The following is a 12,944-nucleotide window of genomic DNA, read 5'->3' as shown; positions in this document are numbered from 1 at the left end:
TCTCTATATTTTTCAAGAATCAAAAAAATCCCAAATTCCTAATTGAAGGAACTTGGGATTTTAATGGGGAAATTCCAATTTCGGACTTTGGAATTTCTATTGAAAATCAAAACTATTAATGAGTATGTTTCGGATTAAAACCGTCTTCGCTTAATTCTGTATGCTCGTAATCGGCAACCATTTCAGCTTCGTAATCGATTTTTTCTCCTTTAGAGAATTTTCTAATGATTTTCTCCATGATATCATAGATTACAGGAACTACAATTAACGTTAGGAATAATGAAGAAATCAAACCTCCAATAATTACCCAAGCTAATCCGTTTTTCCATTCTGCTCCAGCTCCAGAGGCTAATGCAATTGGGAACATACCAAATACCATCGCAATTGTTGTCATCAAGATCGGACGTAAACGTGCGTGGTTTGCTTGGATTAATGCTGTTCTGATCGATTCTCCAGCAGCTCTTCGCTGATTGGTATAATCGACAAGCATGATCGCATTCTTACACACCAGACCAATCAACATGATGACCCCTAAGATTGTAAAGATATTTAATGTGTTGTTTGTTAATGCCAGTGCAAATAATACTCCAATAAATGAAAGCGGAATTGCAAACAATACAACAAACGGGTGAACGAAACTATCATATAAACCAACCATTACAAGGTAAACCAAAATAATAGCCGCTAATAATGCGATTCCTAATGTACCAAAACCTTCTGATTGGTTTTCTTGGTCACCACCCCAGATGTAGTTAACACCTGTTGGTTTTTGTAATTTATCTAATTTTTCCTGCCATTGTGTTACAATTGTTCCGGCTGGCACCCCAACGTTCTGACCTTGTACGGTTACAGAAGCTGTTTTATCTCTACGCTCTAATTTACTTGGTCCAGAGCCTTCTGTAATTGTAGCAAACTGATTTAATTTTATTTGCTGACCTGCGTTGTTTATAAAAATCAAATTACTAACATCGGTAATGTTTTTTCTATCAAATTCGTTGTATTTGATATTGATGTCGTATTCGTATTCACCTGCTCTAAATTTACCGTCAGTATTACCGCTGTAAGCTGTCTGCATTGTTAAACCTACCGTTTGAAGTGTAAGTCCTAAAGCAGCCATTTTATCTCTATCAACCTGAACGTTAATCTCTGGGTTTCCGTCTTCAACTGTTAATTTGATCTCAGTTGTTCCAGGAATTGTACGTAATTCAGCTTCAGCTAATTTTGCAAATTTCATGGCACTTTCTACGTTTGGACCTGTAACGATCAAACCTAAAGTTGCATCCTCAGCAGTACCTAAGATACCTACAGGAACTGTTTTTACTTTAGCTCCAACTAAGATTTTCTCCAGCTTACGTTTTGTTTTAGCAGCATAAACGTTTGCATCATCTGTACGATCTTTTTGCTCGATCATTTTAACATCGATCTCAGCTTTGTAAGCAGTTGCCTGAGCAGCTCCTAAACCTTCACTGGTTTGTCCTACAGTTGTAATTTGACTAAAAACATACTTCTCTCCTTTTAAGAAAGCTTCTGCTTTTTGCGTCATAAAGTTAGTCTGCTCTAACGAAGCATCTTTTGGCATCTCGATTTGTACTAAGAATTCACCACTATCAGATGATGCGAAGAACTCTCCTCCAATATATCCACCTCCCATTAACCAGAAGATAGAACCAAAGAACATTACTAATACAATTACAATTGTTTTAACATAATGATCTAAACACCAGTTTAGTAAGTTTGATACCCAGTTAGTAAAACGAGTTAAGTAGCTTTCAAATCCAAGGATAACTTTACCGAAAAGATTTTTACCTTCAATATGCTCTAATTTTCCAAAACGTGAAGATAACCACGGAATAATAGTAAATGAAGCCAACAATGAGAACATTGTAGATATAATTACCGTAACACAGAATTGCGTAATAATGTTTGATACCAATCCTGTACTCATTGCGATTGGCAAGAACACCACCACAATTACTAATGTAATCGAGGTTACTGTACCGCCAATTTCGGCAGTTCCGTCGTAAGACGCACGAATTCGGCTTTTACCCATCTCCATGTGTCGGTAAATATTCTCCAATACCACGATGGCGTCATCCACAAGAATACCAACAACAAGAGATAAACCAAGTAAACTCATTAAGTTAAGGGTATAACCTAATAAATAGATTCCAATAAATGTAGCGATCAAAGAGGCAGGAATAGATACCATTACAATCAATGAGTTTCTAATACTGTGCAAGAAGAACAACATTACAAATGCTACCAGAATAACCGCAATTAATAAATCGTGTACAACAGAATCTGCTGCTTCAAGTGTAAATATAGTACTGTCTTTTGCGACATCTAACTTCAATTGAGCTGATTTGTAATCGCTCTCTAAGGTTTTGATTGTTTTAACCAACTGCTCACTTACCGCAACGGCATTTGCATCTGATTGTTTTACAATTTGAAGTACAATTGCACTTTTTTGATCAACACGCGCAATTTTTTCCGCGATTTTTTGTGTATCCTGAACATCAGCAATATCTCCTAAACGAACTTGAATTCCGTTTTGTGAAGAAACTACTAAATTTCTTAATTCATCAACATTTTTATATTTACCCGCTAAACGAATTAATATTTTTTGGTTACGAGTTTGGATGTTACCTGTAGGGAAATCCAGATTCGAAGTTAAAATTGTCTGCTGTACTTGAGGAACAGAAAGTCCGTAACCCTGCATTTTAACAGCATCAAGATTTACCTGAATCTCACGTTCCTGCCCACCAATAATGTTTACCTGGGCAACACCTTGCACACGAGATAAAACTGGAGCAATCTTTTTATCAATCAAATCATAAAAAGCAGCTTCGTCCATTTTACCATTCGCACCAAGCGTCATAATTGGTAAATCACTCAAAGAGAATTTGGTTAACGACGGCGGATCAGCATCATCTGGTAAATCACTCAAAATCGCATTAATTTTTCGCTGCGCATCATTCATCGAAATATCAACATTTGCAGTAGAAAGCAATGTAATTGACACTACAGATAAACTCTCATAAGATTTCGAGTCAATTTTTTTGATATTTTCCAAAGATGCAATCGCGTCCTCAATTTTCTTTGTTACGGTATTTTCAACCTCACTTGGAGAAGCACCCGGATAAACAGTTGAAACCGTAATAACATTGGTTTCGAATTTTGGGATCAGCTCGTAGCCTAATTGGCTGTAACTGAACAATCCACCAAGAATCAGAATTGTAAACAATACAATTACTAACGACGGACGTTTTATGGATATTTCGGCTAATTTCATATATGTTGTTTTTTGCTGTAGGCTATACGCTGTAGGCTTTAGGCTTTTATTAAAGGCTTAAAGCTTATTGCTTACGGCTTAAAGCGTACAATTACTTAATAATTTCTACTGTATTTCCGTCTTGTAAATTGATTTGACCTGTAACAATTACAGTATCTCCGTCATTCAAACCATTGATGATTTCAACCTTGTCTCCTAAGATTCTTCCAGCAACCACTTTTTTCAATTTTGCCACGTTATTTTCAACTACGAAAATTTCGTTGCTGCTTACACTTCCAACAAATGCATTTCTAGGAACCACTTTCAAGTTTTGTTTTTGGTTGTTTGAACCAAAGTTTGCAGTTCCATACATACCTGCTTTTAAGTCGTTATTAGCATTGTTTGTGATTTCAATTTCAACTGGGAAGTTTAAAGAAGCATCTGCTTTTGAAGCAATGAAAGTGATTTTTCCAGAGAATGTTTTATCAGGATAAACACTTGCTGTAATGTTTACTGTATTTCCTAATTTTAAACTTGCTACTTGGCTTTCGTTTACTGTAACTGCCAATTTTAATTTAGAAACGTTTACGATATCAAACAAAGCAGTTGCAGGCATTCCAGCTAAAATAGAACCTGGCTCAATATATTTTTTATTGATGTAACCATTAATTGGTGCTTTTACTTTAGTATCTCCAACATTAATATTTGCTTGTGTCAAATTAGACTGAGCATTTGTCAAAGCCAATTTTGCCTGATCTAATTGTTGTTTTGTAACACCACCTGTTTTAAAAGCATTTTCGTATCTCGCATAATCAGATTTTGCATTTTGATAAACTGCCTGAGCTTGTTGCGCGTTTACATTAATAACATCACCTCTTACTGTTAAAAGTGTTTGTCCTACTCTTACGTAGTCACCTTCTTTTGCTAAAACACTAATTACTTTTCCAGATTTTTCTGCAGAGAAAGTTAATTCCTGAATTGGTGCAAAGTTTCCGTTTGCAGTAAAACCAAGATTAACATCTTCTGTTTTAACTGTTGCAACTTTTACAGAAACAGCAGCATTTTTCTCTGCTACGATTGCAGTTTTACCTTCGTTTTCTTTCTTATTTTTATTTAATATGTAGCTAATCCCGAAAAATGCTACGGCTATGATTACGATTGTTATAATTATTTTCTTCATTGTAATTAGTTATTTAATAAGAGATTTAAGTTCGCCTTTCGATTTGATTAGAGATATTTCGGCAATTTTATAATTTAAAACTGCTCTTGTATAATTGTTTTGAGCTTCAAGTGATGCATTTTCAGCGTCTAACAAATCGGTTAAAGATGCTAAACCTTGAAGGTAATTGTTTTTAGTATTGCTAAGGATCTCAGATGCCAAACGCATGTTTTCTTTTTGATTTTCGATTGTTACCAAATTATTATTGATTTGTGTAATGGCGTTTCTATAATCTAAATCAAGTGAAAGTTTGGTGTCTTTAATATCTTCCTGAAGTTCTCTAATTTGAACATCAGCTTGTCTTACTTTAGCACGAGTTCCAAAACCTGTAAAGATTGGCACATGCAGATTTAATCCAATTGCTGAGAAATCTGACCAGTAAACTCCTTTATCTGGTTTTGCAAACCAAGGAAATTCCGGACCTTGACCGATATAGTTGTACCCAGCAGTTAATGAAAGTGTTGGATAATATCCAGCTTCAACAGCTTTTTTATTATAGACTAAAAGCTCTTCTTGTTTTTTCAAAAGCAGATATTCTGTTCTGTTTTCGATATTTGGTTCTTCTGTTAATGCAGCAGGAACAACTTCAAATTCTTCTTTTGGCATCGCGATTTGAGTTTCAATAGGCATTCCCATATAAAACTTCAAAGCATTTTCCTGTAAAGCAATTTGGTTTTTAATCTGCTGACGTTCTGTATCGATATTTGACATTTTTACAATAATACGATCTAAGTCAATTTTCTTAGCCAAACCGTTATCAAATTGCCCTTTTACGATATCACGAACTTTAGTTGTGTTTACGTAATTGCTGTCTAACAAAACCAATCTTTCTTTTTGTACATAAACAGAATAGTAATTATTTGCAACTCTTTCTATAACTTGTTCTTCTGTTAACTGATCGTTTATTTGATAAAACTCACGTGTAGTTCTTGCTGCTTTTAATCCTGTAAAAACAGATTGATCAAATATTGCCTGAGTTAAAGAAAGCCCCGCAGTAGAAGTCCAAGTTTGTCCAAATGCTGCTTGGATTGTAGTTCCCGGTGCACCAAAACCTGCTCCGTCAATAACAGTTGTTTGAATTACCGGATTATAAGTTAGGTTTCCATTTGCGCTAATTTGAGGTAACGCTCTAGAACGTACTTCTTGAATTTGGTATTCACTGTTTTCAACCTGAAGTTTTGCTTTTTTAGCATCGGCTTTATTTACAAGCGCGTAGCTAACAGCGTCTTTTAAGGTTAAAGTGGTTACTTGTGCGTTGGCCGATAAGCCAATTGTGCACAAAACTATAAGAACTATTCGTTTCATATGTAGTTAAATATTTATTTTTAAATTTTGAGATAGTATCGCCATTATTATCTTCCCGCTCTCTAACAATAATGACAAATAGTTTTGAATAATAATTAATTGATAATTTTTTTAAGCTGTTTTTCTAATTCTTGCACTCCTTTTTCTGTTGCCATTGCACGAGTGTGATATTCTAATGCCTCTAACTCTATTCTTTGTGCTTCACTTTCAGAAACTGTATTTTCATTAATATGAAAGATTAACGTGTAATAAAATCTCACATAGATTTCTACATTTAAATCTGGTCTGTAAAGCTCTTCTCGTATTCCCTTTTCAATATTATCTCTAAAACATTGTGTGCATTGCTCAATTTCGTGAGATAAAATATTTTGATAAATCTCTGGATAATGTTTTTTTAACTGATAGATAGGCGAAGTATCCGTATTGTTTTTAAACATATCACGAAACATTTCTCTAATTTCAAAATTCTCGTGAATCGCATTATAATTTTTAGCAACAATGGTATCCATAATTTCATGAACCTGTCTGTGTACCATTGAAGTGCTCTCTTCAATCAAAACCTCTTTATTACAGAAATATTTGTAAATCGTTTTCTTCGAAATACACATTTCTCCTGCAATATCATCCATTGTAACACTTTTAAAGCCGAGCTTTAAAAAAAGCTCACTGGCTTTTGCTATGATTTTCTCTTTCATTTTAATTTTCCCAATTGCCATACAAATATAATTAGGAAACTAAAATTTAAAAAATAGTTTCCGTAATATTTGTAATAATTTTACATTAAATTATTCCTGCATGTAAGATTTATATGCTAAATTCAAGATTAGCTATTAGCTTAATGTCTTTTCCAAGAGCTAAGCCCCCATTATGATGAAAAGAGTTATAATCTAAGCCAAAGTCCTGACGCTTAATTTCACCTTTAATTTCAAAGGCTACTTTTTTTTCTCCATTATAAGTATTCACTCCTATAAATTCTGCATCAAGTTCTACAACTCTCGTAACATCTTTTATCGTTAAATCTCCCTTAAAGAAATTGATATTGTTATTTACTTTTTGGAATGAAGTCGATTTGAAACTAATGATTGGATGCTCATCTACATCAAAAAAATCCTGAAGCTGTAAATTGGTGTCAATTTGCTGAAAGCTTTCAGTTTTATTATTAATATCAAGTGAAAATTCAACCGATGCATCTTCAATTTCATTGTCTTCTAAGCTCACATAACCACCAAATTTGTTCGTAGTTCCTCCTAAATAGGCAATTATCGAATGTCTCATTTTAATTAAAACATCTGATTGAGTAGAATCTAAAGTCCATGTTGTTTTCATAAATAACTGATTTTAATGAGTTTATAAATTATCCAAACTCTTATGGAAACTTTCACAGTGTTTCGAGTTTCCATTTTGATGCTGCAAATATAGACAGGAAACTGTAAATACCAAAAAAGTTTCCAAGTTTTTTAAAAAATATTTTAACAAATTCATTCTTAGTCCTTTTTATTTTAAATTTTAATGTTTTCTCAGCAAATGAAATTTAGAAAGCGAAAATTCATAATTGAATTGTATCTTTGAGGCTCGTAAATCAGAATTTCATTATGCACGATATTAGCCAGTACCAGGATTTTTTTATTAGTTATCTTAAAAAACAAGACATACATAAAGAACCTAAAAACCTTTACGAACCTATTGAATATATTTTAGGACTTGGCGGAAAACGCATACGTCCTGTTTTAACTTTAATGGCTGCTGAAGTTTTTGATACCGAGTACGATGCTGCACTTCCAGCTGCAATGGCCGTCGAAGTTTTCCATAATTTTTCACTGGTTCATGATGATATTATGGATGATGCGCCTTTGCGAAGAGGACAAGTTACAGTTCATGAAAAATGGGATTTAAATACTGGAATACTTTCAGGAGATGCCATGCTTATTTTAGCTTATCAATATTTTGAACAATACGAACCGATAGTTTTTAGAAACCTGGCAAAATTATTTAGTAAAACTGCTCTTGAGGTTTGCGAAGGACAACAATGGGATGTTGATTTCGAAACTCGTAAAGATGTTACGATTCCCGAATATTTAAAAATGATTGAATACAAAACAGCTGTTTTGGTTGCCGCTGCCATGAAAATGGGTGCAATTGTTGCCAAAACTTCTGAAAAAGAAGCTGATTTAATCTATGATTTTGGGCTTAATTTAGGATTGGCTTTCCAATTACAGGATGATTATTTAGATGCTTTTGGTGACCCTGAAACTTTTGGAAAACAAGTTGGAGGCGATATTATTGAAAACAAAAAAACCTATTTATATCTAAAAGCTTTAGAGTTTTCTTCTACAGAAAAAGCTCAAGAATTAGAAAAATTATTCAGTTTACAATTAGAAGATAATTCAGAAAAAATAGAAACTGCAAAAGCCATTTTTAATGAATCTGGAGCTTCAAAAGCGACACAAGAAGCAATCGAAATGTATACGTTTAAAGCTTTTGAAACTTTAGAAAAAATGGAAATTAATTCTGAAAAGAAAAATGTTTTAAGAACTTTCGGCGAAAATTTAATGGGCCGTAAGGTTTAGTAATCAGTTTTCAATAAATCTAAAATCAACAATCTAATATCTAAAATCTCATGTTTGTAGCACCAACTAGTACAGAAGCACTTTTAGAGCAAGCTCAGGCAGAGACTTTATATTTAAACTTGATTGAGCAGATTAATAAAGATTTTAATTTGGCAAATGAAGGAATTGACTTTCCGTTAAGTATTTCGCCAGATGAATTAAAGATTCAGCTTCACGAAAAAATCTACAGAATGATTCAGTATAAATTTGCTGAATACTTAAATCTGCTTTATATAATTGATGTTTCTGAAATCGAAATCAAAAAACTTGACGGTTCAGATTTAGTCATTCTTGCTGAACAAGTTGCTTTCTTAATTTTAAAAAGAGAATGGCAGAAAGTTTGGTTTCGAAATTATTACAAATAAAGACTATAATTAATTAGCCTTTTAATGGTATTTCATAAAGCTTAATAAATAGCTCTAAAGAGGTGTTTAACTCAGAAATATCATTAAGGATAGGCTGCAATGTTTCTGGAGCATTTTCAATAAAATAATCTATATGAAACTTTAATGTATTTCCTAGTTGAAAATGATCAGAAACTTTTGGTGGCAGTGCAAATGTTCTTAATTGTATGAGATTCCCACCTCTTGCCTTATCGCGAATAAACCAAGAAAGAAACTCCAACGAAATTAAACTTTCAACAGATCGATCTAATGTAAATTCAAATTGCAACATTACTTCATCCTTTAAACCTCCATCAGTCCTTAAAAGTGTTGCTATAGGAAGATGTGAAAATGATAAACTTCCTAATTCAGAGCCTTTAATTCCTTCTAAATTATCAATTCCACTACAAACATTTTCTATTCCTTTTAAACTTTCAAGCGTTTTTTGAAATAATTCAATTTCTTTTGGCAACTGTCCCATCTTTAAGTTGATTCTTTTATATTTATAATTAAAACCCTCCAATCTATTAGTGGTTTTAATTTTTTTTCAATTACAAAGTTAATTATAAGAGCAACCAAAAGAAAGAAAAAACTTATTTTATTTTAAACTGTAATAATGTTACAAGCCAATAATAACCTTAGAATCTTAGCATCTCAGTCCCGAGACTTCGGGATAGCAACTTAAAAATAAACTCTCACAAAAGGCATAAATCCAGATCCGTAAAGACTTCTGTCTGGATCGTACAAAACATCGTATCGCGCACCAATAGTTACATTTCCAGTTCTGTAACCTGCACCTAGATAAAGAGCGGTGTTCCAAAAATTATCAGAATAACTTGGCCTGTATGGTGTAGAATCATAATCTGTGTTAACACGAACCTGCTCTAACTCTGCGGATAATTGAAGTTCAGGAATCGGGTTTACAAGCGTGATTACGCTTCCGCCATAAACATAAGATTCATAGTAATTTCTTGAGTTTAAGTAACCAAATTGTAAACCAAGACCAACGGCAACAATTTCGTTAACATTATAAATGGCACTTGGCATTACAGAAATATCAGTATAACCAGAACCAATTCCTAAACCTAATCCGCCGCCAAACTGTACTTTTTCCCAGAAATGATTACTGTTATCAATAACATATTTTTGTTGTGCAATAGAATAACTTGAGAATAAGGCTGTCAAAATCACAAATAAATATCTGCAATCGATTGAAAATTGAATTTTATTCATAGTTAACGTTTATTTTAACAAATTTTTACGTAAAAGTACGTAAAAAAAAGATTTAAATAAATGTGATTGTTGTACTTTTGCCTTTCTATATAACAAAAAGTATATTCACTCATATTATGGATAGGTTTTCATTTTTAAACGCAGCGCATACCGAGTTTTTTGCACAATTATACGATCAATATCTAGTAAACCCAGACAGCGTTGAGCCTAGCTGGAGAAGTTTCTTTCAAGGTTTTGACTTTGGAATGACTACTTATAACGACGAAAATCCAGTGCAGACTATAGTTGAGTACGTGACTAGCGACAACACAGATTACAGTCAGATTTCTGAAAAACTAAAGAAAGAATTCAACGTTCTTAAATTAATTGACGGATACCGTACGCGTGGGCATTTATTCACAAAAACAAATCCAGTTCGTGACCGTAGAACTTCATCTCCAACTTTGGATATCGAAAACTTCGGATTATCTACAGCAGATCTTTCGACTGTTTTTGATGCTGCACAAACAATTGGAATGGCACCATCTTCTTTACAAGATATCGTAAATCGCCTTAAGGCTATTTACTGCCAGCATATTGGTATTGAATACATGTACATTAGAAATCCTGGTGTTGTAAAATGGATTCAGGATAAATTAGCAGTTGATAATAATCAGCCTAATTTTTCTACAGAAGAAAAGAAAACGATCTTAAATAAATTAAACGAAGCTGTTTCTTTCGAGAACTTCCTTCATACTAAATATGTTGGACAAAAACGTTTTTCACTAGAAGGTGGAGAATCTATTATTCCAGCTTTAGATGCTTTAATTGAGCAGGCTGCAGAAAAAGGTGTTGAACAATTCGTAATGGGAATGGCTCACCGTGGCCGTTTGAACGTTTTGGCAAACATCTTCGGAAAATCTACTCAAGATATCTTTGGTGAGTTTGACGGAAAAGATTACGATCAAGAATACTTTGATGGTGACGTAAAATACCACTTAGGTCTTACTGCCGACAAAAAAACAAGATCTGGAAAAAGCATCAATATCAATTTAGCACCAAACCCTTCTCACTTAGAAACTGTTGGAGCTGTAATTGAAGGAATTACAAGAGCAAAACAAGATAAATATTTCCCAGAAGATTTTTCAAAAGTACTGCCAATCGCCGTTCACGGAGATGCTGCAATTGCAGGTCAGGGTATTTTGTATGAAATCATCCAAATGGCCCAGCTTGACGGTTATAAAACTGGAGGAACAATTCATATTGTAATTAACAACCAAGTTGGTTTTACGACTAACTATTTAGATGCTCGTTCTTCTACTTATTGTACAGACGTTGCTAAAGTTACACTTTCACCAGTTTTACACGTAAATGCTGATGATGCTGAAGCTGTTGTACATGCAGTATCTTTTGCATTAGATTACAGAATGCAGTTTGGACGTGACGTCTTTATCGACTTATTAGGATACAGAAAATACGGTCATAACGAAGGTGACGAACCTCGTTTCACGCAGCCGGTTTTATATAAAATCATCGCTAAACATAAGAATCCAAGAGATATCTATGCTGAAAAATTATTGTCTGACGGCGTAATCGATGCATCTTATGTAAATGCTTTAGAAAAAGAATACAAATCTGCTTTAGAAGAAAATTTAGAAGCTTCTCGTAAAAAAGATTTAACAATCATAACTCCATTCATGAAAAACGAATGGGATGGATTTGTTCAGGTAACTGATACACAAATGCTTCAAAAAGTAGATACTACCTTTAGTAAAGAAGGATTAGATTCTATCATCAATACAATCTCAACATTACCAGAAGACAAGAAATTCATTAACAAGATAACTAAAATTGTTACGGATAGAAAAGCAGGATACGACAACAACACTATCGATTGGGGAACTGCAGAAGCTCTAGCTTACGGTTCACTTTTAACAGAAGGATTTGACGTTCGTATTTCTGGTCAGGACGTAGAGCGTGGTACATTCTCTCACCGTCATGCTGTAGTTAAAGTTGAAGATTCTGAAGAAGAAGTAATTCTTTTAGACGCTATTGAAAACAAAAAAGGAAAATTTGGCGTTTTCAATTCTCTTTTATCTGAATATGGAGTTCTTGGTTTTGATTATGGATATGCATTGGCTAATCCAAAAGCATTAACTATTTGGGAAGCACAATTTGGAGATTTCTCTAACGGAGCCCAAATTATGATTGACCAATATATTTCATGTGGTGAAGACAAATGGAACAACCAAAACGGTATTGTTTTATTATTGCCTCACGGATACGAAGGACAAGGTGCAGAACACTCTTCTGCAAGAATGGAACGTTACTTACAGCTTTGTGCAAGACAAAATATGTATGTTGCAGATTGTACAACGCCAGCTAACTTCTTCCACTTGTTAAGAAGACAAATGAAAACTAATTTCCGTAAACCTTTGGTAGTTTTCTCTCCAAAAAGTTTACTAAGAGATCCAAGATGTGTCTCTACAGTTGAAGAATTGGCAAGCGGAAGCTTCCAAGAAACAATTGACGACAATACAGTAGATAAAAAAGCAGTAAAAACTTTAGTTTTTGTTACTGGTAAATTTTACTATGACATTACTGCAGAAAGAGAAAACAATGGTAGAAATGATGTTGCAGTTGTTCGTATCGAGCAATTGTTCCCTTTCCCTGTTGAGCAGATTAAAGAAATCATTGCAAAATATCCAAATGCTGATGATTATGTTTGGGCTCAGGAAGAACCTAAAAACATGGGAGCTTACAGTTTTATGTTAATGAACTTTGATCTAGTAAAATGGAGATTAGCTTCGTTAAAAGCTTACGCTGCGCCAGCATCTGGAAGTTATACACGTGCAAAACGTCGTCATGCAGATGCAATTAGAATGGTATTCGATAAAAATTTATTTAGATAAAAAAAATGTTTCAAGTTTCGGTCCCAATAGCTATCG

General features: G+C 33.8%; 10 protein-coding genes. 3 read left to right on the top strand and 7 right to left on the bottom strand.

Annotated features, from left to right (window positions below):
• Nucleotides 1-115: 115 nt before the first annotated feature.
• The 5 genes from QE431_RS00590 to QE431_RS00570 all read right to left on the bottom strand — a co-directional run bounded on the left by QE431_RS00590 (nt 116) and on the right by QE431_RS00570 (nt 7,121).
• Entirely contained in the window at nt 116-3,292 is a 3,177-nt protein-coding gene (locus tag QE431_RS00590; protein WP_057115758.1) for an efflux RND transporter permease subunit, read from the bottom strand.
• A 91-nt stretch (nt 3,293-3,383) separates the two neighbouring features.
• The gene (locus QE431_RS00585) at nt 3,384-4,451 is read right to left on the bottom strand and encodes an efflux RND transporter periplasmic adaptor subunit (RefSeq protein ID WP_057115756.1); all 1,068 of its coding nucleotides are present in this window, start codon (nt 4,449-4,451) and stop codon (nt 3,384-3,386) included.
• A 9-nt stretch (nt 4,452-4,460) separates the two neighbouring features.
• Nucleotides 4,461-5,795 (bottom strand): TolC family protein, encoded by a 1,335-nt coding sequence (locus QE431_RS00580; RefSeq protein WP_281867156.1) that lies wholly within the window; start codon nt 5,793-5,795, stop codon nt 4,461-4,463.
• Nucleotides 5,796-5,890: 95 nt separating this feature from the next.
• Nucleotides 5,891-6,490, bottom strand: a complete 600-nt coding sequence (locus QE431_RS00575; protein ID WP_057115993.1) for a TetR/AcrR family transcriptional regulator — start codon at nt 6,488-6,490, stop codon at nt 5,891-5,893.
• Nucleotides 6,491-6,599: 109 nt separating this feature from the next.
• Complete coding sequence (locus tag QE431_RS00570; RefSeq protein ID WP_057115752.1) at nt 6,600-7,121, bottom strand: YceI family protein; 522 nt, start codon at nt 7,119-7,121, stop codon at nt 6,600-6,602.
• Between the two features lie 266 nt (nt 7,122-7,387).
• Here QE431_RS00570 and QE431_RS00565 point away from each other — a divergent pair, with 266 nt between their 5' ends.
• Both QE431_RS00565 and QE431_RS00560 read left to right on the top strand, forming a co-directional pair.
• Nucleotides 7,388-8,362, top strand: coding sequence for a polyprenyl synthetase family protein (locus QE431_RS00565; protein ID WP_307291627.1), 975 nt, complete (start codon nt 7,388-7,390; stop codon nt 8,360-8,362).
• Between the two features lie 50 nt (nt 8,363-8,412).
• On the top strand, nt 8,413-8,766 hold the full coding sequence (locus QE431_RS00560; protein WP_281867154.1) for a hypothetical protein: 354 nt from the start codon (nt 8,413-8,415) through the stop codon (nt 8,764-8,766).
• 13 nt (nt 8,767-8,779) lie between these two features.
• Here QE431_RS00560 and QE431_RS00555 read toward each other — a convergent pair whose 3' ends face one another.
• Complete coding sequence (locus tag QE431_RS00555; protein ID WP_307291626.1) at nt 8,780-9,265, bottom strand: hypothetical protein; 486 nt, start codon at nt 9,263-9,265, stop codon at nt 8,780-8,782.
• 200 nt (nt 9,266-9,465) lie between these two features.
• Nucleotides 9,466-10,017 (bottom strand): hypothetical protein, encoded by a 552-nt coding sequence (locus QE431_RS00550; protein WP_057115741.1) that lies wholly within the window; start codon nt 10,015-10,017, stop codon nt 9,466-9,468.
• A gap of 116 nt (nt 10,018-10,133) precedes the next feature.
• Here QE431_RS00550 and QE431_RS00545 point away from each other — a divergent pair, with 116 nt between their 5' ends.
• Complete coding sequence (locus QE431_RS00545; RefSeq protein WP_057115738.1) at nt 10,134-12,908, top strand: 2-oxoglutarate dehydrogenase E1 component; 2,775 nt, start codon at nt 10,134-10,136, stop codon at nt 12,906-12,908.
• Nucleotides 12,909-12,944 lie beyond the last annotated feature (36 nt).

The sequence above is a fragment of the Flavobacterium sp. SORGH_AS_0622 genome, from assembly GCF_030818825.1.
Lineage (GTDB): Bacteria > Bacteroidota > Bacteroidia > Flavobacteriales > Flavobacteriaceae > Flavobacterium.
The sequence above is the reverse complement of the archived record's forward strand: the minus strand, read 5'-3'. Positions and strand labels throughout refer to the sequence as shown.

Coding starts and splice junctions, on each gene's coding strand:
- QE431_RS00590 (WP_057115758.1), bottom strand. CDS start 3,292: ATGAAATTAGCCGAAATATCCATAAAACGTCCGTCGTTAGTAATTGTA.
- QE431_RS00585 (WP_057115756.1), bottom strand. CDS start 4,451: ATGAAGAAAATAATTATAACAATCGTAATCATAGCCGTAGCATTTTTC.
- QE431_RS00580 (WP_281867156.1), bottom strand. CDS start 5,795: ATGAAACGAATAGTTCTTATAGTTTTGTGCACAATTGGCTTATCGGCC.
- QE431_RS00575 (WP_057115993.1), bottom strand. CDS start 6,490: ATGAAAGAGAAAATCATAGCAAAAGCCAGTGAGCTTTTTTTAAAGCTC.
- QE431_RS00570 (WP_057115752.1), bottom strand. CDS start 7,121: ATGAAAACAACATGGACTTTAGATTCTACTCAATCAGATGTTTTAATT.
- QE431_RS00565 (WP_307291627.1), top strand. CDS start 7,388: ATGCACGATATTAGCCAGTACCAGGATTTTTTTATTAGTTATCTTAAA.
- QE431_RS00560 (WP_281867154.1), top strand. CDS start 8,413: ATGTTTGTAGCACCAACTAGTACAGAAGCACTTTTAGAGCAAGCTCAG.
- QE431_RS00555 (WP_307291626.1), bottom strand. CDS start 9,265: ATGGGACAGTTGCCAAAAGAAATTGAATTATTTCAAAAAACGCTTGAA.
- QE431_RS00550 (WP_057115741.1), bottom strand. CDS start 10,017: ATGAATAAAATTCAATTTTCAATCGATTGCAGATATTTATTTGTGATT.
- QE431_RS00545 (WP_057115738.1), top strand. CDS start 10,134: ATGGATAGGTTTTCATTTTTAAACGCAGCGCATACCGAGTTTTTTGCA.